The sequence below is a fragment of the Microbulbifer mixtoriginis (SeqCode) genome (assembly GCF_052468275.1).
This window is the reverse complement of record NZ_CP174341.1, coordinates 1734948-1759492: the sequence shown is the minus strand read 5'-3', so window position 1 is coordinate 1759492 and position 24545 is coordinate 1734948. Positions and strand designations below refer to the sequence as shown.

Below are 24545 nucleotides of genomic sequence, written 5' to 3'. Positions count from 1 at the left end.
TAACCGCCCTTCCCTCCTGGCAAGGCGTGCTTTAAAACCACCCCTTGCCACCCAAATTTCCTAATAACACCTCTGAAATTACAAGCTGTAATTAAAATCGGGTAAAGTTAGAACCTATTGGTAGCACCCAAAGCTTTCCTATCTGGGGAAAATGGGTATACCCTAGCTATGAACCCTCTAGATTAAGGTGCCGGAAACCAGTTTGGAAACGCAAACCCTCGCTCAAAGTATTACCCTCGAGCCCAACGATGCTCGCCGTCTCGCCAACCTCTGCGGTCAGTTCGACCAACATCTGCGCCAAATAGAACAGCGACTGGATATTGAGATCCGCAACCGCGGCAATCAGTTCGCCGTTTACGGTGAAGCTAAAAAAGCCAAGGCTGCCTGTGAATTACTTAGCTTCCTGTACAAGGAGACTGACTCTCGGGATCAACTGACCCCCGATGAGATCCACTTAGCCCTGCAACAAGCCGGTGTAGAGGAGCTTCTCCACAAGGGAGAGAAGAGCGAATCCACTGAAGCAGACCAGGTGGTATTGATTCGTACTAAGAAATGCTCTGTGCGTCCCCGAGGTTTGAATCAGCGCAAGTATGTACATGCGGTTCAGAGTAACGATATCAATTTCGGTATTGGCCCAGCGGGTACCGGCAAGACCTACCTCGCAGTAGCCTGTGCGGTCGAGGCCCTGCTCAAAGACCAAGTGGAGCGCATCTTACTAGTGCGCCCAGCGGTAGAAGCAGGCGAAAAGCTCGGCTTTCTCCCCGGTGACCTGAGTCAGAAGGTTGACCCCTACCTACGACCGCTGTACGACGCACTCTATGAAATGCTCGGTTTTGAAACAGTGGGCAAACTCATTGAGCGCAATGTGATCGAGGTAGCCCCCCTGGCCTATATGCGTGGGCGCACCCTCAACAACGCCTTTGTCATTCTCGATGAAAGCCAAAACACCACCCGCGAGCAGATGAAAATGTTCCTGACCCGGATCGGTTTCGGCTCCACTGCAGTGATTACCGGAGACCCGAGCCAGGTGGACCTGCCACGAGGACAGGCCTCAGGGCTGCGTCACGCGGTGGAAGTCCTGGGCAAGGTCAACGGCATCAGCTTTACCCATTTCGGCGCTAAGGATGTTGTCCGCCACCCTCTCGTACAGCGCATTGTCGAAGCCTACGATATCCACGAGGCTGAGCGGGATGCCAGTGTCAGCAACAAAGCCGACGAGAATGCCGCCTGAGGTTCCTCCACAGAGTTATGATTGATTTAACCCTTGATGTGCAGCGGGCTAGCCGCTGCACAAATCTACCCTCCGATGAAAAGATCCGCACCTGGGTCATTAACGCTCTGTCCGGCCGACGAGATGAGGCCGAACTGGCAGTTCGTATCGTCGACGAAGAGGAGAGCCAGGCGCTCAACGCGCAATATCGCGGCAAAGATAAGCCGACCAATGTCCTGTCCTTCCAAGCAGACTTTCCCGCAGAGCTGAACCTCCCACTATTAGGAGACTTGGTAATTTGTGCTCCCGTTGTGGAGAAGGAAGCGGAGCAACAGAACAAAACGACTGAGGCGCACTGGGCACATATGCTAGTCCATGGCACACTGCACCTTCTGGGTTATGACCATATCAAAGATAGCGATGCGGAAATCATGGAAAGGCTAGAGACTGGCCTAATGACCCATCTCGGCTTTGCGGACCCCTACACCCCTCTCGATGAGGCGGGATAACGAGGGTTGAAATGAATCTACCCACTAACGATTACTGATTGAAATAGACGAGAGATATTCGGAGCATGGCCACTTCCATGACCACTGACGAGCCCCCAAGTAGTCACTCTTCCAGCAAAGCCAGGTCGAGTGAAAAGAACTGGCTGGAAAGATTGTTTGGTGCATTTTCTGCCGAACCCAAGTCCCGCGATGAACTATTAGACATCATCAAAGACGCCGCTGAAAATCAGCTGGTTGACGCCGAGGCCCTGTCCATCATCGAGGGCGCCCTGGACGTATCCAACCAGCAGGTTCGGGAGATAATGATCCCTCGCTCGCAGATGGTGGTTGTAGGGCTACAGGACAAGCCGGAAACGTTTCTCCCCAAGATTATCGAGTCAGGCCATTCACGCTTTCCTGTCGTCGGCGAGAGTATCGACGATATCCGCGGAATACTGCTAGCCAAAGACCTGCTCCCCCTGCTCCTCAAGGGCGTCGGCGAATTTCAACTCGAAGATATTATTCGCCCAGCCAATATCATCCCTGAAAGTAAGCGCCTCAACATTCTCCTGCGAGAGTTCCGTGAAAACCGCTACCACATGGCCATCGTTATCGACGAATATGGCGGCGTTTCCGGCGTAGTGACCATTGAGGACATCCTCGAAGAAATTGTCGGTGAGATCGAAGACGAAACCGATGAGGAAGAGGCAGATAGCTTTATCCGCCGGGTGGGAGAAAATGACTACATAGTCAAGGCCCTCACGCCGATCGAAGAGTTCAATGAATTTTTTAAATCCGAATTCAGCGATGAAGAATTCGACACAGTTGGTGGTCTGATTATGCAGTCTTTCGGCCACTTGCCCGGTCGCGATGAGGTCACCCGCTTGGGAGACTTCCTCTTCCGGGTGCTCTACGCGGACAGCCGGCAAATTCACCTGCTGCGCGTGGCCCATATGCGTAAACCACCCGATGAAGATTGAGTTAAGCCCCCTCTGGGGCTCTAGCCAAGATTTTCTCGGGTAGGATGCAGCCGCAACGGCGGCTACCGATTAAGCGAGTCTATGCGAAGATTACTTTTACCTGCCGCTGGTGCAGCTGCCGGCGGGCTAATGACGCTCTCCCTGGCCCCTTTCAACTATTGGTTGTGCGGCCTACTTTCTCTGGCGCTTTTTGCCGGGCTATTCCTGTTTGCCTCTCGCGGCAAGCCGCTGCGTGGGCGCACCAGCCTCTGGCTAGCCTTCTGTTATGGGCTAGGCCTTTACGCCACTGGTGGCTCTTGGGTCTATGTCTCAATTACCAATTTTGGCAATTCTTCGCCGCCGCTGGGATTCGCACTCACCGCCAGCTTCGTCGCGCTGATGGCGGCGCTGCTTGCAGCACCGTTCTATTTCCTCGGTCGCTTTACCGCCAACAAATTTAGCTTCGCCCTCGCCTTTGCCGCACTCTGGTTTATCAGTGAGTGGTTCCGCAGCTGGATGTTCACTGGCTTTCCCTGGCTGTTCGCCGGCTATGCCCACTTGGAGACCTGGTTATCTGGCTGGGCTCCGGTGGTGAGTGTCTACGGAATTGGACTTTTTCTGGCCCTCTCCGGTGCGGTCATCGCACTGGCTGCCAGTGGCCGCTTGTCCCCCCTCAAGCGACCGGCCCATATTGTACTAATTGGCGCAGCAATCGTACCCTGGCCCCTCGGTGCTGCCCTCGCCAATATTCAGTGGACTCAGGCAGAGGGAGGCATCATAACCGTTGGACTGGTACAGGCTAATATTCCCCAGGAAAAAAAGTGGCTGCCGGAGTTTCGCGGCGAGACTATTAGCCGCTATCAGGAGGGTACCCGCACCCTGAGCGAGCGTGATGTCGACGTTATAATCTGGCCTGAAGCAGCGCTACCCATGCTTTACGGCCAGGCCCCAAACCTAATGCAGGCTCTGCAACGCAATGCAGAGAAAACCGGCATTGATCTTATCAGCGGAATTCTCTACGACACCCACAGCCCTGTGGATAACTCTCGCAAAGTCCACAACTCCGCAGCGGTCTTTGGCCGCAGCCCCAGTGTTTACCATAAGCGTCACCTGGTACCTTTTGGTGAGTATGTCCCACTGGAGGAGCTGATTCGAGGCACTATTGAATTCTTCAATTTACCCACCTCCTTTATTCGCTCCGGACCCGACCAACAGGGGCCACTGAATGCTGCAGGAGCACGTTGGGCTCCACTAATCTGCTATGAAATTGTCTACCCTCGCCTAGTGGCGGATAGCGCTCTCACCTCCCAGGTACTCCTGACCATCAGTAATGATGCCTGGTTCGGTGAATCCATAGGGCCGTTGCAGCATATGCAAATGGCGCAAATGCGCGCACTGGAAACCGGTCGCTATTTAGTCCGCGGCACCAATACCGGTGTAACCGCGATTGTCGACCCCCGCGGACTTATCATTGAGCAGCTGCCACAATTTGAGCAAGCCAATATGAGCGGTGACATACGTGCGATGCGCGGCTCAACACCATTTATGCTTGCCGGAATTTTCTCAGTATTTGCCCTGGCACTACCAATGTTGGCGCTAGCTGTAATTCTCAATCGCAAGCGAAAGAACAGCGCTGCCAAGCCAATGACCGGGGGAGTGACCGAATAGTAATGACCTGCCACTGATCACTCTAAAGTGCGCCGCCGAGACACCCCGCATGTGCAGATGACTGCTATGCTGCATGCAATTTACCTGTGAAATTATGGCGGGGATGGGCAGTCTATGCATTGCTTAATCAGTGGTGGCACCGGTTTGATCGGTAGACTCTTTTGCCAACGCTGGCTCGCTCGTGGCGACACACTTACAGTACTTAGTCGCCATCCGGATAAGATACACCAACTCTGCGGAGAGTCTGTCAATGCCGCCAGCGCTCCTGAAGAGGTGCAAGAGCGGGTAGATGTTGTTGTCAATCTGGCAGGGGAACCCATTTCCTCTCGCTGGACCGAGAAACGCCGTGCCGAAATTCGCCACTCACGCCTGAATACCACCGAACGGCTAGTACGCTGGACACTCGCCCAAAGAGAACGCCCCAATTACTTTCTCTCAGGATCTGCTATTGGATACTACGGAGACCGTGGCGGCGAACTGCTCAAGGAGGACAGCCCTGCTGGCGGAGGGTTTTCCGCACAACTGTGCCGTGACTGGGAAGCGGCCACACTGCCACTACAAAGGGCCGGAATGTGCGTCGGAGTCATACGCACCGCTATTGTGCTCTCCAACCGAGGGGGAGCACTTCCCAAAATGCTACCGGCATTTCGTCTGGGACTTGGTGGACCAATGGGTTCTGGCGAACACTGGATGAGCTGGATTCACGAAGACGACGAAGTCGGATTGATACTTCACGCTATAGACCAACGCCTATGCACCCCTTTTAACGCCAGTGCTCCAGAAGCAGTTACCAATAACAGCTTCAGCCGCTTATTGGCAAAACAGCTACACCGCCCCTGCTTTTTCCGCTCTCCAGCCTGGCTGCTGAAAACCCTGTTCGGGGAGATGGCAGAAGAGCTACTCCTTGCCAGCGAAAGAGTGGAGCCCCGAGCCGCCTTAAACAGCGGCTACAGTTTTCAGTTTCCTACCCTGGAACAAGCACTAGCCGACCTGCTAGCTAAAGACAATGCTAGTAATAAGGTAAGTGTCTGATTCCTGGGCACTTTTATTGGCTGGATCAGGCTATGCTGCTTAAGCAGCGACCACGCTACTCTCCAGGGCCTGCATTAAATAACGCCGACTGGATTCACTGGTGACTAAATCCCCGTGACTACCCATAGGGGCTGAGCCAACCCAGTGCGCGTGCCAGCGATACCATTGGGACTCCTCTGCATTTACCCGCAGCTCGATGAATTCCACTTCTGCAGGATCTAAACCGAACTCACGGACAATTTGCCCCGCAAATGTCTCGAAATTTTTATTCAAATGGGCCCCGCTCTCAGCACCGCCACACAGGAAAAATAGAATTCGGCCATCCTGGTCCACACGCTTGAAGCCGATCCAAACAGCTCGGTTGAGTCGGTTGTGCAATTGGATGGGAGTGAAGGAAACCGGGATGCCCTTCATCATAAGGTTATCTCGTTTATTGTTATGGTTGTTATCCACAGTCGCTACTCCAATGTAAGTAGTAATTAGCGGGTGAGATCTGTGGCGCCAGTCGTCCATTTACCTAGTACAACCAGCTTTCAAAAAACAGATGCAATCCCTCGCCGACGCCTATTCCCTCATGCCTGATAAGTATCTGAGAGCACCGCATCACAAAAGTTCCTCAGCACTTTTTGGCCTGCGGCAGTGGTCGATATTGATACCAGGCTTGTGCCAATAGTTCCCGCCAATAGGCCTGAGTCCGCAGCAGCGCCTCAGCACTGGGAACCCAATTTAAGACCCCACCCTTTTCCCTTGACTCTAACTCAGAAGCACTGCCCACTGATAAAGGCTGTACCTTTAGGCCTGCGCGGGTAAAAACTGCCGCAGCCCTGGGCATGTGCCACCAGTGAGTGGCGAGCACAATAGTTCCCACACCTGAATTGCGCAATATCTCCGCGCTATTTACCGCGTTCTCTGCGGTAGTTCGACTGCAAGCTTCGCGCCAACTCACCGGGCGGGACATCTCATCCAACATTTTCGCCATCAACTCTGCCTCAGAGACATGCTCATCCGGTGAAATACGGCCGCCGGACACCAGGATTGGCATATTCCTTGGGACATGCTTTGCTACCCAGATCACCCTCTCCAAACTGGACGCAGATAGGTACTCATAGCCTTGCTGATTATCCCTATAAACACCGCCTCCGAGGATCACCACAGCCCTGGGAGCAGACTCTGTACCAGGTAAATCTGCTACAACGCCCAAGCGCTTACCGATCCAGCTTGAAAACGCCGGAGTAGCACTAAGCCAGAGCAGACAAAATGAGAGAATCGCCAATGGCAGGGACAATTTCTCCAGCAAAGAGCCTTCAGGAAAAAAGCGTATCAAGAATGCCGCCAGCAGCCCCAGCATTGGCGCCAGTGGTGGCATCAACAAATTGACCGCTATTTTATACAGCTCAATCAATACTCAAGGCCGCCTTCTATTTGCCTGAAGCAACCATAGCCACAGCGGTGACAGGGTGTAATTTGACTATTCTCCGGCGGCTGAGCGAGATAACCACACCCCAGACATTGAAGTTCCTCGTCGGCCCCCACTATCTCACCCGCAAGGGCCCAGGGTTTGCCCTCACGGATACAGCGCATAAGATTGGGCCAAGCCGTTTCCGTAGGGTCCGCCGCGTTCAGCAACCAGTCACCCCCGCGCTCTTCCAGAGTAATCAGCTCCCCTCCCAGACCGCGCATATAATCCCCGGCTCGATGCAGATCATCTTTTAACCAGGCGCGAAGAAAAGCGACCTTATTTGCGGTCAGGTCCTCAACTGCCAGCTCTCCCTCAATCAAATCCTCCAGGTCTTCACGAAACTCATCGGCCAGATCGTCCTTCGGCGGTAACTTCGGTTCCTTCGTCACGGTATCCCTCCTATAATCTCGCGTTTACGCATCCTAAAAGATGCTCTGGGGGCCGTCCTTGATCGCAATCAATCCTTTTGCTTGTCGATCCAGAGCTGCTTCCACTAAAACACTGAAAAGTTTCCCCGCAAAATTTGATCACAGAGTATAGGTCCCCAATCAATGGAAGAGCAGTACAACCCCTCCGCAGTCGAAGCTTCCGCCCAGGAATTCTGGGAGGCAGAGAAAAGCTTTGAGGTAAAGGAAGATACCGGCAGGGAAAAGTTCTACTGCCTATCCATGTTCCCCTACCCCAGCGGCAAGCTGCACATGGGCCATGTGCGCAATTACACCATTACCGATGTTATTTCCCGCTATCAGCGTATGCAGGGTAAGAATGTCCTGCACCCCATGGGCTGGGATGCCTTCGGCTTACCGGCTGAAAATGCTGCGATCCAGAATAAAACCGCGCCAGCAAAATGGACCTACGCCAATATTGATTATATGAAGGGGCAATTGAAAGCTCTCGGATTTGGCTTCGACTGGTCCCGCGAGCTAGCCACCTGCCAGCCATCCTATTATCGCTGGGAGCAGTGGTTCTTCACCCGCCTCTATGAAAAGGGCCTGGTCTACAAGAAAAATTCCGCGGTGAACTGGTGCCCCAATGACCAGACCGTGCTCGCCAACGAGCAGGTTGAAGATGGTGCATGTTGGCGCTGCGGCACTACCGTGGAGAGGCGTGAGCTGGCCCAGTGGTTTATCAAGATCACTGACTACGCAGAAGAGCTGCTCAAGGACCTGGATAAGCTGCCGGAGTGGCCTGAGCAGGTGCGCACCATGCAGCGCAACTGGATCGGCAAGAGCCGAGGTGTGGAGCTGAGCTTTAGCCTGCCCACCACTGTGGCTGGTATAGATCACTTCGATGTTTACACCACCCGCCCAGACACCCTGATGGGCGTCACCTATGTATCCCTCGCCGCTGAACACCCAATCGCTCTGGAGTTAGCAGAGACTAACCCCGAGCTAAAAACATTTATCTCTGAGTGCAAAAAGCAGTCTCTGTCTGAAGCCGATATGGCCACAATGGACAAGAGAGGCATGGACACCGGTCTCAAGGCTATTCACCCCATCAGCGGGGAGGAAGTCTCCGTCTGGGTAGCTAACTATGTACTGATGGATTATGGCTCTGGCGCGGTGATGGCAGTACCCGCCCACGATCAACGCGACTGGGAGTTCGCACACAAGTATCAGTTGCCTTTGACTCAAGTCATAGCGCCCGCCGATGGCCAGGAAATCGATCTCAACAAAGAAGCCTTCACCGAAAAAGGCAAACTGGTGAACTCCGGCAATTTTGATGGTCTGGATTTTGATGGTGCCTTTACCGCGATTTCCGAAGTTTTAATAGCAGCAGACAAAGGCCGTGTGACCACCAATTATCGCCTGCGCGATTGGGGTGTATCCCGCCAGCGCTACTGGGGTGCCCCTATCCCCATGTTCAACCTCGCAGATGGTGGAGAAATCCCGGTGCCCGCCGAGAAACTCCCTATTTTACTGCCGGAAGATGTGGAGCTGGACGGTGTTCAGTCCCCCATTAAAGCCGATCCCGAGTGGCGCAAAGACGAACTCAATGGTACGCCGGTCGAGCGTGAGACCGACACTTTTGACACTTTTATGGAGTCCAGCTGGTACTACGCTCGCTATACCTGCCCAGACTTCGAAGAGGGCATGCTCGACCCCGATCGCGCCAACTACTGGCTACCTGTCGACCAATATGTAGGTGGTATTGAGCACGCCATCCTGCACCTTCTCTACGCGCGCTTTTTCCACAAATTGATGCGGGATGAGGGCTTGGTCAACAGCGATGAACCCTTCAAGCAGCTTTTGTGCCAGGGCATGGTGTTGGCTGAATCCTTCTACAAGGAAGAAAACGGCCATAAAACCTGGATCAACCCCGCCGATGTTGATGTCGAGCGGGATGAGAAAGGAAAACCCATCAAGGCAGTTGAGCGCGCAACAGGTGAAGAAGTAATTGCCGGTGGCGTTGTGAAGATGTCCAAGTCAAAAAACAATGGCATCGATCCCCATGCTGCTGTTAAAGAATACGGTGCCGATACTGTACGCCTGTTCACAATGTTTGCAGCTCCGCCCGAGCAAACTTTGGAGTGGCACGATGCCGGCGTGGAGGGAGCCAGCCGCTTCCTGCGAAAACTCTGGAAAACTGTACATGCACATGCTGCTGTAAGCACTAGCAGCGCTCAGATTGACCAACAATCTTTGAGCGACCAGCAACAACAATTACGCCGTAAAACCCACGAGACGATTCAGAAGGTTGGCGACGACTACGGACGCCGTCAAACCTTCAACACGGCTATTGCGGCAGTGATGGAGCTTCTCAATGAGGTTGGTAAACTGGCGGATCGCAGTAATGAGCAGGGGCTGGCAGTGGAGAGAGAGGCTCTACAGGCAGCTGTCTTGCTACTGGCTCCGGTAACTCCGCATATTTGCCACCAACTGTGGCAAATCCTGGGCAATAACAACACCTTAATTGATGCTCCCTGGCCAGTAGTAGATGAAAAGGCTCTGGTGCGCACCTCAATTACTTTGGTCGTTCAAGTCAATGGCAAAGTGCGTGCAAAGCTGGATGCGCCTGCTGATGCGGACAAAGAGGGCTTGGAAAAGCTCGCCCTAGGCGATGAAAACGTCCAGAAATTTATTGGCGATGCCACCGTACGCAAAGTCATCGTTGTGCCAGGCAAATTGGTAAATATTGTCGCGAAGTAAAAAATACTGCGCAGTTATATCCAACCAATAGCCGGGAGCATTGTGCTCCCGGCGCATATCTGCAAACCCTATATTTGCTGGCACTAAAGCCAGGTAGTTTATGAAAATATTTGCACGTCGTATCATCCTGCTAGTTACCCTTGTGGCCACCGCCAGTTGCGGTTGGCACCTGCGGGGAGCGCCAAAAAATTTTCCTCCAGGCAGTACTATTTACATATCGAGTGAGAACCCTCGCAGTGATATTGCTGATGAAATTAGCCGTCTTCTGGAAAACGGCGGGGTCCCTGTTGCTCCATCCCCTATTGAAGCGGACTACCTACTCACCATTCATAAAGAAATAGAACGAAAATTAACTGTCGCCGTGGATTCTGAAGGACGGGCTTCTGAGTACGAGTTGATTACCAGCGCGATTTATAGCGTGCGTACACACAGTGGCGAAGTACTGCTAAATAAAGCTCAGGCCGATGTCTATAGATCATTGGAGTGGAACGTCTCAGAAATAGTCAGCAAGGGAGAAGAGGAACGCCTCTTACGCGCGGAAATGCGCCGCGAGTTGATTAGCCGAATGATCAACCGTTTGCGCCGTATCGATGTCAATGCCCCCTTGCAAGATAAGAGCTACTAGGTAGTTCTGTCATGCGTATTAATCCCCAACAGCTTCCCCAGCAACTACGGAAAGGGCTTGCGCCGGTTTATATTATCTCAGGCGATGAACCACTCCTGGTTCAGGAATCTTGCGACCAAATACGTGCGGCAGCGAGGCAGAATGGTTTCGCTGAGCGGGAACTTCTACATGCAGAGCATAATTTCGACTGGGGTTTATTACTTGCCTCAGCCGGAAATATGTCTCTTTTTGCAGAGAGGAAGCTTATCGAGGTACGCGCTCCCAGTGGAAAACCAGGGGATAAAGGCAGTAAAGCCTTACAGGAATTTGCCGCTCTCGCCAGTCAGGATTTGATACTACTGCTGGTTTTGCCCAAGCTGGACAAATCACAACTCAATAGCAAATGGGTTAAAACACTTGAGCAGCATGGTGCTCTCGTACAAATTTGGCCTGTTAGCTCCCAGGAAATGCCACACTGGATCAACCAAAGGATCAATGCCGCAGGGTTATCTGCTGAGAAAGAAGCTATACGTATTCTCGCCGAAAGAGTAGAGGGTAATCTGCTCGCAGCAAGCCAAGAAATCGAAAAGCTCAAACTTTTAAATAGTGACGGGACAATAACGGTCGAACTGTTAGAGCAAAGTGTAACCAGCTCTGCGCGATACAGTGTTTTCGATTTAATTGACAGAGCTTTGGCAGGAGAAGCCGAGAAAGCGATCAAAACGCTACAAGGCTTACGCTCGGAAGGTATTGAGCCACCTGTGGTGCTCTGGGCCCTAACAAGAGAGATGCGCTCATTACTGGAACTAATGGAGAAACTCAATCAGGGCCAGCAACTAGCACGTTTAGTTCGCATCCAAAAACGCCAACCACTTGTACAAAATGCCTTAAACCGTCTAACTCCAAATATACTGGAGGCTCTTCTTTTAAAAGCCAGAGCCGTTGATTCGGCGATCAAAGGTGGCAACACTCACCAGTCCCCATGGAATGGCCTTATGGAACTCACGCTAAATTTGAGTGGACAGAAAAGCGTTTAGAAAGTTAGCCCAAGCAATCGGATTCTTTTAAACGCCGCTAATAAAAAACCCTCCCCGAAACGAGGAGGGTTTAGACAATAGTCATTATAGGCGTATTAGTTTTGAGAAACTGTAGCCATATTGCTGTTGCCGACCTGGTGCACACTGGCCATATTGAAATTGCCAGCCTGAGTTACATAGGTAGTGTTCTCGCTACCAGACTGTCCCAGGTGAGCACCGTGCTCAAAGCCATCCTGAGATACAACCATCAGGTTAAACTCACCCATGTCCTGATGGATCTCAGCCAAGTTCAGCTCACCGCTCTGGTCAACATCAACTGTGTTGGCCATACCTTCGCTATGGCCATAAGTGAAGTTGGCACTTCCCAGCTGATCAATATTAGCTGTATTGAGATCCCCAAACTGAGAGAATTCAGCTTCGTTATGATCACCCGTTTGTTGCAGAATTGCAGCATTATCATTGCCGTATTGGTACATATCGCCAATATTGTTGAGGTCATTCTGCGTAACGGTCATGGTGTTGGCATCACCATACTGACCAGTAACACTAGAGTTACCAGTGCCATTCTGAGCAATAGTATTGAAGTTATTGGCCCCATCCTGGGACATATTCAGATAGTTGAAGTCACCTGACTGCACCAAGTTAGAAGTATTTTCAACACCGCCTTGATAAACAAAACCGACGTTACCTTCACCAACTTGGCCTCCTACGAAGCCTTCATCAGAGCTCATCCAGGTGCTGCTCCAAACGCTGTTTCCATCACCAGACTGAGTGCTGACAAACAGGTTACTATCTCCGTCCTGCTGCAGGGCAGCCATATTGTCATTACCCTCCTGAACCGCATCAAGGGTATTGTAATTAGCCTCACCACCATCTGAGCGGTACTGATCTAGATGCATAGTATTTTCACTACCCATTTGAGTAGCATAAGCTGCATTGCCATTACCGCCCCACTGATGAACAACTCCCCAGTTACCCTCTCCCTGCTGATAGGAATAGGCTTGGGAGCTGTTTTGATCGAATTGCGTGGTTTCAGAGTAGTTACGGTTACCTACCTGAGTCTGGTCAATATAGTTCGCATCGGCGGTGGATTGACTTGCGTAAGCACGGTTGTCATTACCTTCCTGCCACTGATAAGCCGCATTATTGGTGGACTCGCCCATTTGATAGATATCAGCAGCGTTGTCATTTCCAACCTGCAGTTGATCACCATAATTAGCATCGGCCATTGCGTGACCAGCACCAACAAGCATTGCAATCGCAGCAGCAAGTGAAAGCTTTTTCATTTATGTTTCTCCATCAGACTAAGTAAACAAATACAAACAAAAAGAAAGCAGTGCTTTAATCGTGCTGAACGACCTGCACCGCATGGTTGTCACCGAACTGCGCGACAAATCCAAAGAGCCCATCTCCGTTTTGGATGATGTTGGCTGAGTTTCCATTGCCCACTTGATTTATTAGAGCAATATTATCTAAACCATTTTGTATAGCGGTAGCTTGGTTATAAGCTCCAGACTGGGAAATTGCAGCATAGTTATATTCCCCAGCCTGCTGAATTGCTGCTTCATTCGAATAGCCATCCTGAACCAAAAAAACTTGGTTGAACTGCCCAAACTGAGAAACTTCTGCAAAATTGTATTCCCCTGTCTGAATGACCTCAGCTAACTGACCAGTAATAGACTCATCCCGTTGCAACATGAGATCCAGCTTTCCCTGACCAGAAAGCAGCTCATCATGATCATCTAAGTCACCAGCCCAGACAGAGTTAATACAGGTAAGGAGTAAAAATAAACCACATAGGCTCACTTTGATAACGCCCACCAAAATTCTCCTAAAGGTTAATTAAAGCGAGAGCAATTCCGCTCATCGAGGACCACTAGAGGACCACTATAGGAATTTAAGCGAAAACAATAAATCAGAAAAAAGAATATTTTTTGGGGCGGGAAAACAATAAATATTTAAGACTTTTGTATGAAAGCCTTTCCAGAAAGTTGATTTAATACGAAGATGTAAGATATCGACAAGTAGATTTACTAAATTACACAAACTTACACAAAAATTCAACAAGAAAAACCGCCCACACAGGAATGTGAGCAGCCAGCAACCATTGCAAGACAAAGAAATTAGTCAGAATATTTAATAAAAAAATTATTCTAAAGAATTTTCACAGTTGCATCCGCATATTCACTAAGTACAGATGCAGGGAATTCATTGACATCCTGCATTGCCCAAATATTATTCGTCACACCATTGGCAATAAGATGAATAACTGCAGATTCAATCGCAGAAAGCACACAAAGTTGAGCCGGATCATTGGTCGTCATTCCAGCCTCAATCTCTAATAAACGTTTATACTCAACAAATGTATAAACGTCTCCCTGAACCTGCCTTGATAGAATTTTCTTACTGGTTAAAACGCTATTTAAAACTCTTCCAGTTCTAACATCGACCGCACGCAAATTCACGGTCACTTCGTCTACTCGATATTGCTCAGAAAGTCCAATACCAAAATAACGCGCACCGGCTCCGCCGGTTTTGATATTGGTATCATAAGCGACTATACCGCCCTCCAACATTATATTTGCTGACATCAGGGAGGGGAGCTCAAAGGGTTGGGGAGTTTCATGCTCTTTGATTGCTGCTCGTATGATTTTTCTTTCAGTAAGCAGGTTTTGTAGCCCTTCACGCTCAAGAGTAACAAACCAACCTGACTCGTTGAGTACTTGTACGAGCATAGAGGCAGCGCCTTGTGTTACTGCAGTAGAAAAAGAGCTAGACGGTGCTGGCCTGTACTGGCCAGTTTGATCACTAAATCCATAAACCGCTACTACGATCTTCCCCCTCGGTAAGGGCAAATTCAAAAGATCTGCATAAGTACTCATTCGATCCGTCAAAGTGGCTTTTTGATGCCCTGGGCCAAACAACGCCTCTCCTGCATTTTGAAAGAAACTACAACCACTTAAAATAAAAACCAAAAATATAACTATTATTCTAACCACCATCACCACCACCCTAAAGAACAAACAATCTATTGACCAATTAAATCAGTTACCAGGATTTAGGCCAACGACTACGATCTCAGAAAGCTCTCCTGTGACAGCATCTGTAATAGTTATAGTTAGGGTACCATCTACATCAAGTATGTTAACGATAAAGTCATCGGTTACGAGAGTACCATCATTTCCATCTCCAACATCTGTGAGCAACTGAGACAACAATCTGGATTCTAGTGTATCCGTAAACCTGTCAAGTGAAGATGAATCAGAGTATGGTGACTTACCAGCTTTAGGATCTTTTTTACTATTTTGAGCGCTGGCATTATTTAACAAATAATTACCATTTAATGGATTACCTCCGAAGGATGGATTTACTGGAGTGTAAATTAGCTCTGTCGAATAGGCAGAGACAGAAAAGAAAGATAAAACCAATAAAACATAGAACTTCACTATAATTCCTCCCCGGCCAAGTCCAAGTTTTGTGAAAATAACTGCTGCAGCCTTTGCTGTCGTACATTATTATTGATTTGAGCAACAGCTTGCTCAACTATCTGCCCAAAACGTCTTCTGCCTGGGTAAATAACAGTCCTGAACACCTGCTTATTCTCATAATTTACCCACACAACACTACCCCACCGCGCAGAAGGCCTTTCATACACAGTCAGGTTATAATCAAAGTCAGTCAAGTTGGATGTAATATACAACGATAAAGAGCGTGCGAACTCATGCCCTATGCCGCTTACTGTGTTATCAATCACCAAACCGGTAAGGATTGACTCTTCGCTCTGAGCAAACTCTGACTCCTGGGAAATAACTGTACTAGAAATAAACCAAATAGAAAAAAATAGAATTTTTAATTTCACAGATTTTGACTCGCCCAACTACTTGCCTCCAATCTGTTTTTGCAACCAATCTTTTTATAAACCTTGTATAGGTGACTTTTAACGGTATGCTCACTGACACATAGTACCTCCGCAATATCTGCATTGGTTCTACACTCACAAATAAGCTCCAATATCTGTCTTTCTCTTTGTGTAAGGTTTGCGCTAGAATCCATCCATCTTTTAGGACGTCTATGCTGCCTTAAAAAGTTATGCAGAACATCTCTAGGGAACCAATATTCCCCCAGGAATATCTTACCTAATCGCTCCATAATAACCCCGGGCTCACATTTTGCCGGCATCAATCCTAGGACCTTCTCCCAGTGTAAGACAAAGTCAAACTCATTAGGGTCGTCAACATTTAAGAGAATAATGCCAGGCGAGTTAGTAGAAGCATGAATATCACGTAATAACTGATCAAGATCCGCTTTAAAGAGCCCAACACAGTCGAGCAAGAGATAATCAGCCTTAACTCCATCAAGTGAAAAAGATGGGACTCGCTGAACAATGGAGCATCTGGTTTTAAACTCCTCTTCAATATGCCCTGCAAAAATTGAACTCTGCAAGTTGACTGATGAGGTTAAGAAGGTAACAGCGGGACCCTTACAAACATGATCCTGCGAAACAACTTTGAGGCGTGCATATTCCTTATGCAAATTCATCTGGGTTCCCCCAATATGCAATCTCTTTAAGATTTTATCTAATGACTTCTTACTTTTTTATTATTTTCTATCCACATTCTCGATATTGAGAGCTAAATCTATTCGATCAACCAACACACTGCAACAGTAAGTGATACAGATAACAAAAATTCAATCTTAAGTGTGCCAGCGATTATTACAAATGTCATTTTTTCATACAAAGGTATTAAAGATGATTATTAAGTAACCAACTAGAAACATCCTTTTGTCTAAACTTAAAAAAAATAAAGCGTTTAAAAAATAGTAATAAATTTGCACTAACCCACAAAATTAATGGATTTATTTTAAATATTAGCATGAAAAAAAGCATACCTATAAAAGTTAAAAACCTATAAACGGCACAAAAAGCCAAGTAGCAACAAAAATTAAAATTTAGCTAATCAATCATACTAAAATAATAAATACACTCTGTTTCATGAAAGTAATATTATTTTGGATAACCTATCCAAAGAAACCCTATAAATTATACTTATTAAATATTTTTATAGTGCGTAATAGATTTAATGAGTGCGCAAATAGTAATCAGGGTGGGACTACTTTATGATTTTGTATTGGTACGCTATCACCATGTCTCTTGGTACCTGTTTGGTGTTTTGGTACAAGTAGATGAATCAAAGAACATATAACTATGTTAACCATTGAGGCCCTGATCATGAGCGATCACCTTCACCCCTCTGCCCATGCAACCACTCATACGGTAAAGAATCAGACTTCCCCTCTCTCAGGGCACAATCTGTATGCCGGCGATCAGGCTCTACTCGATTCGGTACACCTTAATGGCGGACATTGGGCCGAAAATGATCTACAACGCTATGGCGAGGTTTGTGGAAGACCAGAAATGATTGAACGGGGTTATGCTGCCAATGAGTTTAAACCCATATTTGAAAGTCATGACCGAATCGGAAACCGTATAGACTTAGTTCGTTATCATCCTTCTTACCATCAACTTATGCAGCTTGCCTTATCAGAAGGACTACACAGCTCCCCCTGGAGTCATCCTTGTAGCGGTGCCAATGTTGCTCGAGCGGCAAAGAACTATCTGCATTGTCAACTTGAGGCGGGTCATGGGTGCCCAATCACGATGACTTTTGCCTCTCTTCCTTCGATAAAATTAAACCCATCAATCGCCAAGGAGTGGATCCCTAAAATTCTTAGCCGGGGCTACGATGGCAGTAATCGCCCCTACTATGAAAAACACTCTCTAACTATCGGTATGGGTATGACAGAGAAACAAGGTGGGTCAGATGTACGTGCCAACACAACCGGTGCAATCCCCATGGATGATGGAACTTATGAGCTACTTGGGCATAAATGGTTTATGTCTGCTCCTATGTGTGACGGTTTTCTAATTCTGGCTCAGGCACCGGGCGGTCTTTCTTGTTTTTTGGTTCCCCGATGGCGTCCGGATGGAAGTAAAAACCCATTAGAAATCCAAAGGCTCAAAGTGAAATCTGGTAATGTATCCAATGCCTCTTCCGAAGTGGAGATGCGAGGTGCCTTAGGATGGCTCTTGGGTGAAGAAGGTCGGGGAGTCAATGCAATTATCAAGATGGTCGCGATAACTCGTTTTGATTGTATGGTCGGTTCCTCTGGGGGCCAACGCCAAGCCGTATTGCAAGCGATATACCATGCATCCCATAGAGAAGCCTTTGGAAAAAAGCTAATTGATCAAGCCCTAATGCAAAATGTCCTGGCAGACCTGCAATTAGAAGTTGAAGGGTCAGTGGCCTTGACCATGCGCATGGCCCGAGCTATGGATCATGAAGATCAAGAACACGAACAAATGCTTCTAAGACTGGGAGCAGCTGTGGGTAAGTATTGGATTTGTAAGCGCAGCCCGCATCATGCCTATGAGGCGATGGAATGCCTCGGTGGAAATGGTGTTATTGAAAGTTTTATCACTGCACGACTCTACCGCGATGCTCCAATTAATGCCATATGGGAGGGTTCCGGTAATATCCAGGCTCTTGATGTGCTGCGTGCCATCACAAAAACACCCAATGTCGTAAATCACTGGCTGGATGAGATGGCAACAAGCATTGGTATGGATATCCGCTTCGATAAAGCTATAGATTCACTAAAAAAAGAGCTTGCTGATTTGGATCAATTTGAATACAGAGCACGCAGTATTATTGATCAAATGGCGATTGCAATGCAGGTTCATCTACTTTTACAGTCAGGCAACGAATCGATTAGTGATGCATTTATTCAATCAAGACTGGAAACTAGAGGAGCTCATAGCACTGGCAGTCTACCAAAGGGTGTTGACATTGAAACATTACTCAGACGCGGCGACCCGCTTACAATTGGTGTTTAACTGCTTTTGGGAGAAGCAACTCGACGACAACCGAGATGTTTCTCCTGTGCAAGATAAAAGATCAGCTAAAAAAAACTATAACGAAAGCCCAGTTGACCACGAACCCCATAATACTCAACTTGCTTTGGCCTATCTTTATTACCAATATAATAAGTTAAAGGTTCATTCGTAAGGTTTAAGGCCTCAGCAAAAATAACTAAATTGTCCCCAATCGTATAATTTGCACTCATATCCAGGCTTGTGTAAGCACCGTAGTACTGGTCTTCATTTTTATTGCTACCATGCTCTTCAATATACTCCCCCTTATGGTTTTGAGCTAGGCGAATGGAGAAGGTACCATCATCATAATAGATAGAGAGATTATGTAATAAATCAGCTTGACGGGAAATCGGCACTACACCATCACGGCCCGGAATACGCATTTCTGAATCCATCATAGTTAAATTTGTCGATAACCCAATATTTGAAAGAAATCCGGGAAGGAAATCCATTTTTCGCACCAGATTAAATTCCAATCCCCTCAGCCACGCATCTTCACCATTTTCCGGACTATAAATATCGACTCCTGACACCCCATTGTATTCACCTTCTTTTACATCTTTAAAAATTGGATCTGTAATATCTTTATAAAATAAACCAGCAGATAAAATCCCCGAGTCATCAAAGTAGTCCTCATACATCAAATCCAGATTCCAAGAGTAAGTAGGATCAAGATCTGGATTACCTCCTATAAACTCATTATCGTGCTCGGCATAGTACCCTCCCGGATTCAGGTCACCAAAGTCCGGCCTGGCAAAGGTTCTGGTCAGCGCGAGCCTGATATTGCTATCCTCTGTGAGCGCATATTTTAGATGTGCCGATGGTAGAATGGATAAATACTCTTTATCACCATTAAACGGCACCAAATAGCCGTTATTAGCTTCATCGTTAACAAATACCTGGCTTTCCACCTTCGTTTGGGTCTGAGTGAGTCGTAAACCCATTACAAGAATGGCTCTATCTGAAAGCTCATAATTACCCATACCATAAGCCGATAGGTGCCTCTCTGTTAGCTCAAAATTTCGCCCAAGAGCCCCTCCATTTTCAACTAGAGCTGATTCTTCGGGAATCAAAATGAATTTATCCCGGTTTTGGTTCCAAAAATTCTCCAATTGAGACATTGAAGCAACCTGAGAGAATTGGGAGTCATAGTTGATATCCAACTCTGATAGGAAATCATTTCTGCCAGGCTGATCAGACAAGGTAAAGTCAGAGAGAGCTGGGGCAGGCCCATAGTTTTCCTCATCCCAACTGTAAAATGCATCGGAGAATTCAGACACCCGTTCCTTGTCCCGATATTTCATACCGAACTTTAACTCCAGCTCACTGGAAAACTGGGAAGAAAAGTCAAAAGTGGCTACCACTTTATCCTTTTCGTTGACATACACTTTATATAGTTCAACCCAAGATAGGCTGGACTGGCTTGGGTCCATTACAAAACCATCCGGGAGGTGAGTGGGTATATTTTCTGCTGGGTCAGTACCACCATCGATTTGGTTGTAAGCCAGCCCATCATCATCCAGACCAACATAACCTACTTCCGTTTGATCAAAACGCATTACAAAATAAGAGCGATCATCTTTATTGGGTGTATTCCCATAGCGGAATTCATTATCATAGCTGGCTAAATTCCAATTCAGCTGCTTATCATCACCAAAAAAGTGCTCTCCACCAACTTCAACACCTTGCATACGTGTTATCAAAGTATTGTGGATATGCTGAAGTTCCATTCTATCTTTATCGAACCGCAACCTGTACTTGTAATGTGTCTCCTCATCTTCTAATGTCCCATACAAACCACGAGCAAAAATCTTACCTCCTTCTTCCAATCGGTATTCAGTAGCAAGGTTTAACCCCAGGGTATCTCTGGTTCCGGTATAATCCCGCAGTTCCAATCGATATATTCCCTCCCCTTTACGGCGGGGCTCGTAGTTATCTGTTGCCCAATCCCTGCTCCAACCAGTTACATTGGCCAAAAATCCCCATTTACCACCTTCACTTCTATCCCCATAAAGAATGCTCATGGATTTAATATCACCGTCGGCTTTATCCGCATAGCCACCAGATAGGGATATATCCAAAGTGCGTTCTTCAGGGGCTGTACGAGTCACAAAATTAACATTGCCGCCAATAGAGTCACCTTCCTGATCCGCGGTAACAGACTTAGAGACCTCAATACGTTCAATCAGCTCCGATGGAAAGAAATCAAACGCCGTAGCCCTGCTGGTAGTTTCCTCTTCTGCAGATGGCAAACGATGACCATTAAGGCTAGAAGAACTCCATTGGGACGGGAGGCCACGCACAGCCACAAACCGTCCTTCCCCCTGGTCACGCTCGATAGATACGCCTGCGACTCTTTGAACTGCCTCTGCGGCGTTACGATCCGGTAACTTTCCTATACCATCTGCCGATACCACATTAACAATCCGGTTGGATTCCCTCTGTAACTCCAGGGAACGTAACTCTGTCTCAAACATTCGTCCAAGCACAACAATCTCTTCTATTTCGCTATCATCCTGGACACTCTGCTTACTACTTTCTTGTGCATGAGCGTAATTTACTTGTCCCACCAGCAGAGCAATCGTTGCAGGCAATAATTTGACATAAATCATTTTACTTCCCCTGTATCAATCAAAAAATGATTGGCAAATTTTTATCGACACAAATTAACTTGCTCGATCATCAACATAAATCTGGACTAGACCAGAATCCTAAATTGCCGCTATGACGTTTGTATAACAGGTGTGTGAATATTCCCTGCGAATATATAAATGAAAAATTTTTACCATCTGGAATGGTTATTGAACTTAAAAAAAGACTGTCACAAAAACGCAATCATAAGCACCTAAAATCTGGTCTAGACCAAATGGCAGCTATCGATAAAATGGAAAAAACCGGTAAAAAACAGGAATCTGATTCCAGTGAAGATTTCAACAGTGAGCTTTTCTTGCTACTCTTTTCCGGAGTTGCTGCATTCTTCACTTATTTTTGTATGTATGCTTTCCGCAAGCCCTTTGCAGCAGCATCTTACGCCAACATTTCCGGCTGGGAATTCACTCTAGACTTTAAAACCGCACTTATAATTTCCCAAGTACTGGGTTATGCGTTTTCAAAAATTATCGGGATTAAGGTTGTCTCAGAGTTACGGCCATTGCAGCGGGGAAGAATGCTGGTAATTCTAATTCTTTTCAGTCATCTGGCCTTGATAGCATTCGCATTGATCCCCACTCCTTATAATGTTGTCATGCTTTTTTTTAATGGTCTCCCACTTGGAATGGTGTGGGGACTAGTATTCAGCTATTTAGAGGGGCGTCGTCTTACTGAAGCACTAGGCACCATTTTATGTGTTAGCTTAATCGTCTCTTCAGGAGCCGTAAAAGCAGTAGCCGCATATCTAATGCTGGAATGGAAAGTGCCGGAAATCTGGATGCCTGCAACCGTGGGCTTATTATTTCTACCTGCACTGATTCTATCGACATTTACACTCAGTAGAATTCCCCAACCCAACCAAGCAGACATCCGTGCACGAAAACAAAGAGTACCAATGACGAATGAAATGCGTTGGACTTTCGTCAACGAAACGAATCTGGGATTGTTGGCTTTAATCATCGCTTATGTATTCCTAACGGCATTTCGTGACTTCTCTGATAATTTCGCTGCAGAGCTTTGGCAAGCTTTGGGTCATGGTCAAGCACCCCAGATCTTCCTTACCAGCACTCTACCCGTGGCATTGATAGTTTTAGCATCCCTGGCGCTACTTATTTTTGTACGTAACAACTATCGCGCATTGCAGCTAAACCAGCTATTAGTCACGGCTGGGGGAGCAATCTGCATAACTTCAACTCTCGCATTTGAGTTAGATATTGTATCCGGGGCTGCCTGGATGATTGGGATCAATATCGGGCTCTATATAGGCTATGTTCCATTTAACTGTTTATTATTTGAACGTCTGGTCGCCTGCACCAAGAGCCTAGGTAACGCAGGATTTGTGATTTATCTGGCAGATAGTGCGGGTTATATCGGCAGCATTAGTGTCATGCTCTATAAGACTTTCGCGCAACCAAACCTAAACTGGTTACAGTTTACTCAGCAACTTTCCTATGCTACTGGTTTTGCATGTATTTTGTTAATGCTGCTCTCACTTCTTTTCTTTCGCCGCTTGCACCGTAATTCTTCTTCACGGTTGAGGCTTATTACTTCTCCAGTGTAAAAAAGGCTATAGAGCAGTTATGAAATTTGATATTGCCATTGTCGGTGCCGGGATATTAGGCAGTTTTGCTGCTTACCATGCACTCAAATCCGGAAAAAAAGTACTGTTAATTGAAGCCAGCACTAAGCCTCACGGAGCCACGGTACGCAATTTTGGCCAAGTAGTACCATCTGGTATGAATCTAAAACTATGGCGAAATCTGGGGCGACGATCGCTGGAACTTTATGGCGAGTTGGCGACAATAATGCCGGACGCACTCTGGCAGAATGGCTCTCTCTACGTGGCTTCTTCTTTAGAAGAGGCCAATCTACTAGAGGAAATGCATGAGATTAATCGTGAGACTAACTACGTTTCCAAGCTTCTTACCTCGACGCAGTGTCACAAGAAAATTAATTTACTAAAGCAGAGTTACTGCCATGGTGGCCTCTACTATCCACAGGAAATGAGTGCCGAAAGCTCCCTGCTAATGAAGTATTTTTGGAAACTACTTGAAGACACGAAAAATTTACATTTTAAGAAGGCAACTCCGGTAATAGCCGTAGAGGAAGTCAAAAATGGGGTCCAGCTTCGCTGCTCAACAGGTGAGTCTTTTATTTCAGAACAGGTAATGATTTGTTGTGGCCACCAACTTAGTCATTTATTTCCGCACTTATTACAAACAGAACAACTACAGCTTAGTAAATTGCAGATGTTGCGCACCCAAAAAATCAAGGGAGTCAAAATACCAGGGAACCTGCTTACAGGTCTGACAATACGCCGCTATGAAGCATTTAAAAGTTGCCCTAATTATAAAAATCTACCGAAGCCTCATATTGATCCAAGCTATGGAAAATTTGGTATCCACCTTCTGTTTCGACAATCTGCCGATGGCAGCATCATCATTGGCGATTCTCATGAGTACTTCACTGCCCAGGACTCAGGCAGTTTGGACTATGAAATATGTCAGGAAATCAACTCACTGATGTTAGCCGAAGCCAAGCGTATCCTTAATCTACCCTATTTAAATGTTGCCAGGATTTGGAATGGCTATTACAGCCAGGAAAGTAGCCAAGGCGTACTCCTAAAATCCGCAACAGAAAATATTCATTTAATAACCGGTATTGGAGGAAAAGGTATGACAACCGGACCAGCATTAATGGAACGGGTGGTGAAAGGTATTTTGGACAAGATCCCTCTAGATGAGTGCTTAATCGATGAGAGCTAATGTTGTCGATAAAATTAAACAGTTATTTTTGCAGTACGGGAATTTAACACTTGGAGAAAAATGCACGCAGCTACAGCATGCTACCCAGTGTGCCACCCTGGCGGAACACTCTGGTATCTCCGGTGAAATGACTGTTGCAGCGTTTCTTCATGATATCGGCCATCTCCACGCTATAAAGGAAAAAATACCCGGGACGGATACTGAAGGCTACAGTGCACATGACCTAATAGGTGCAGATTTACTCGAAAGGTGGGGTTTTCCCAATACAGTCACAAAGCCTATCGCCCTCCATGTTCAAGCTAAAAGATTTTTAATGAGTAAAGATAACATTTATGAGACACGGCTATCCGCAGCAAGCCACAAAACCCTAAAAAAACAAGGAAAAAGAATGACAGATAAAGAAAAAGATAATTTTCTTAATACCCCATTCGCCGAGGATGCTCTACGTCTGCGCGAGTGGGATGATTCAGGAAAAGTGCCTGGTTTAGCCGTAGCTCCTTTGGATCACTGGCTAAAGATCTGCTCAAAGGTACTTAGTCGATAGATATTTTACCGCTCAACTCCCTTATCAATTACCAAAAAGGAGATAAT

Annotated in this window: 22 protein-coding genes; 12 read left to right on the top strand and 10 right to left on the bottom strand. The window is 47.2% G+C overall.

Annotated elements, in window-relative coordinates; all coding sequences use genetic code 11:
- Window positions 1–202: 202 nt before the first annotated feature.
- The 5 genes from ACJJIC_RS07650 to ACJJIC_RS07630 all read left to right on the top strand — a co-directional run bounded on the left by ACJJIC_RS07650 (window position 203) and on the right by ACJJIC_RS07630 (window position 5357).
- Window positions 203–1231 (top strand): PhoH family protein, encoded by a 1029-nt coding sequence (locus tag ACJJIC_RS07650; protein ID WP_444910327.1) that lies wholly within the window; start codon window positions 203–205, stop codon window positions 1229–1231.
- 17 nt (window positions 1232–1248) lie between these two features.
- Window positions 1249–1719, top strand: coding sequence for an rRNA maturation RNase YbeY (ybeY, locus tag ACJJIC_RS07645; RefSeq protein ID WP_444887015.1), 471 nt, complete (start codon window positions 1249–1251; stop codon window positions 1717–1719).
- 65 nt (window positions 1720–1784) lie between these two features.
- The gene (locus ACJJIC_RS07640; protein ID WP_435583622.1) at window positions 1785–2678 is read left to right on the top strand and encodes a CorC family transporter; all 894 of its coding nucleotides are present in this window, start codon (window positions 1785–1787) and stop codon (window positions 2676–2678) included.
- An 81-nt stretch (window positions 2679–2759) separates the two neighbouring features.
- A complete protein-coding gene (lnt, locus tag ACJJIC_RS07635; protein ID WP_445356714.1) occupies window positions 2760–4325 on the top strand; it encodes an apolipoprotein N-acyltransferase in 1566 nt (521 codons plus the stop codon).
- A 114-nt stretch (window positions 4326–4439) separates the two neighbouring features.
- Window positions 4440–5357 carry a TIGR01777 family oxidoreductase gene (locus tag ACJJIC_RS07630; protein ID WP_444910330.1) on the top strand — a complete coding sequence of 306 codons (918 nt, stop codon included), beginning with the start codon at window positions 4440–4442 and terminating at the stop codon, window positions 5355–5357.
- Window positions 5358–5396: 39 nt separating this feature from the next.
- On the opposite strand, the gene ACJJIC_RS07625 is transcribed toward ACJJIC_RS07630, so the two are convergent.
- The 3 genes from ACJJIC_RS07625 to ACJJIC_RS07615 all read right to left on the bottom strand — a co-directional run bounded on the left by ACJJIC_RS07625 (window position 5397) and on the right by ACJJIC_RS07615 (window position 7205).
- Complete coding sequence (locus tag ACJJIC_RS07625; RefSeq protein ID WP_252083072.1) at window positions 5397–5810, bottom strand: hypothetical protein; 414 nt, start codon at window positions 5808–5810, stop codon at window positions 5397–5399.
- Between the two features lie 163 nt (window positions 5811–5973).
- Entirely contained in the window at window positions 5974–6759 is a 786-nt protein-coding gene (locus ACJJIC_RS07620) for a YdcF family protein (RefSeq protein ID WP_444910331.1), read from the bottom strand.
- On the bottom strand, window positions 6756–7205 hold the full coding sequence (locus tag ACJJIC_RS07615; RefSeq protein ID WP_252083074.1) for a zinc ribbon-containing protein: 450 nt from the start codon (window positions 7203–7205) through the stop codon (window positions 6756–6758). The genes ACJJIC_RS07620 and ACJJIC_RS07615 overlap by 4 nt, the downstream gene beginning before the upstream one ends.
- Before the next feature lie 162 nt (window positions 7206–7367).
- Here ACJJIC_RS07615 and leuS point away from each other — a divergent pair, with 162 nt between their 5' ends.
- The 3 genes from leuS (at window position 7368) to holA (ending at window position 11606) form a co-directional block, all read left to right on the top strand.
- Window positions 7368–9965, top strand: a complete 2598-nt coding sequence (leuS, locus tag ACJJIC_RS07610) for a leucine--tRNA ligase (protein WP_445356713.1) — start codon at window positions 7368–7370, stop codon at window positions 9963–9965.
- A 100-nt stretch (window positions 9966–10065) separates the two neighbouring features.
- Entirely contained in the window at window positions 10066–10590 is a 525-nt protein-coding gene (locus ACJJIC_RS07605; protein WP_445356712.1) for an LPS-assembly lipoprotein LptE, read from the top strand.
- 11 nt (window positions 10591–10601) lie between these two features.
- Entirely contained in the window at window positions 10602–11606 is a 1005-nt protein-coding gene (gene holA / locus ACJJIC_RS07600; RefSeq protein WP_445356711.1) for a DNA polymerase III subunit delta, read from the top strand.
- Between the two features lie 95 nt (window positions 11607–11701).
- Here holA and ACJJIC_RS07595 read toward each other — a convergent pair whose 3' ends face one another.
- The 6 genes from ACJJIC_RS07595 to ACJJIC_RS07570 form a co-directional block, all read right to left on the bottom strand.
- Window positions 11702–12892, bottom strand: coding sequence for a hypothetical protein (locus ACJJIC_RS07595; RefSeq protein ID WP_444883973.1), 1191 nt, complete (start codon window positions 12890–12892; stop codon window positions 11702–11704).
- A 55-nt stretch (window positions 12893–12947) separates the two neighbouring features.
- On the bottom strand, window positions 12948–13427 hold the full coding sequence (locus tag ACJJIC_RS07590; RefSeq protein ID WP_445356710.1) for a hypothetical protein: 480 nt from the start codon (window positions 13425–13427) through the stop codon (window positions 12948–12950).
- A gap of 332 nt (window positions 13428–13759) precedes the next feature.
- Window positions 13760–14608, bottom strand: a complete 849-nt coding sequence (locus ACJJIC_RS07585; RefSeq protein ID WP_445356709.1) for a CsgG/HfaB family protein — start codon at window positions 14606–14608, stop codon at window positions 13760–13762.
- Window positions 14609–14650: 42 nt separating this feature from the next.
- The gene (locus ACJJIC_RS07580) at window positions 14651–15052 is read right to left on the bottom strand and encodes a curli assembly protein CsgF (protein WP_444889577.1); all 402 of its coding nucleotides are present in this window, start codon (window positions 15050–15052) and stop codon (window positions 14651–14653) included.
- Complete coding sequence (locus ACJJIC_RS07575) at window positions 15052–15465, bottom strand: CsgE family curli-type amyloid fiber assembly protein (RefSeq protein WP_252083082.1); 414 nt, start codon at window positions 15463–15465, stop codon at window positions 15052–15054. The genes ACJJIC_RS07580 and ACJJIC_RS07575 overlap by 1 nt, the downstream gene beginning before the upstream one ends.
- Window positions 15462–16145 carry a response regulator transcription factor gene (locus ACJJIC_RS07570; protein WP_252083083.1) on the bottom strand — a complete coding sequence of 228 codons (684 nt, stop codon included), beginning with the start codon at window positions 16143–16145 and terminating at the stop codon, window positions 15462–15464. Before ACJJIC_RS07570 ends, ACJJIC_RS07575 begins: the two co-directional genes overlap by 4 nt.
- A gap of 667 nt (window positions 16146–16812) precedes the next feature.
- On the opposite strand from ACJJIC_RS07570, the gene ACJJIC_RS07565 reads away from it, so the two are divergent.
- Window positions 16813–18501: an acyl-CoA dehydrogenase family protein gene (locus ACJJIC_RS07565; RefSeq protein WP_444910337.1), complete on the top strand. Its 1689-nt coding sequence runs from the start codon at window positions 16813–16815 to the stop codon at window positions 18499–18501.
- Between the two features lie 65 nt (window positions 18502–18566).
- Here ACJJIC_RS07565 and ACJJIC_RS07560 read toward each other — a convergent pair whose 3' ends face one another.
- Window positions 18567–21152 (bottom strand): TonB-dependent receptor, encoded by a 2586-nt coding sequence (locus tag ACJJIC_RS07560; protein WP_445356708.1) that lies wholly within the window; start codon window positions 21150–21152, stop codon window positions 18567–18569.
- 134 nt (window positions 21153–21286) lie between these two features.
- On the opposite strand from ACJJIC_RS07560, the gene ACJJIC_RS07555 reads away from it, so the two are divergent.
- The 3 genes from ACJJIC_RS07555 to ACJJIC_RS07545 are packed head-to-tail and all read left to right on the top strand — an operon-like array spanning window position 21287 to window position 24498.
- Window positions 21287–22750: a DUF5690 family protein gene (locus ACJJIC_RS07555; protein ID WP_444910339.1), complete on the top strand. Its 1464-nt coding sequence runs from the start codon at window positions 21287–21289 to the stop codon at window positions 22748–22750.
- Between the two features lie 19 nt (window positions 22751–22769).
- Window positions 22770–23954, top strand: coding sequence for a TIGR03364 family FAD-dependent oxidoreductase (locus ACJJIC_RS07550; RefSeq protein WP_444910340.1), 1185 nt, complete (start codon window positions 22770–22772; stop codon window positions 23952–23954).
- Window positions 23944–24498: an HD domain-containing protein gene (locus tag ACJJIC_RS07545; protein ID WP_445356707.1), complete on the top strand. Its 555-nt coding sequence runs from the start codon at window positions 23944–23946 to the stop codon at window positions 24496–24498. Before ACJJIC_RS07550 ends, ACJJIC_RS07545 begins: the two co-directional genes overlap by 11 nt.
- The last annotated feature ends 47 nt before the right edge of the window (window positions 24499–24545 follow it).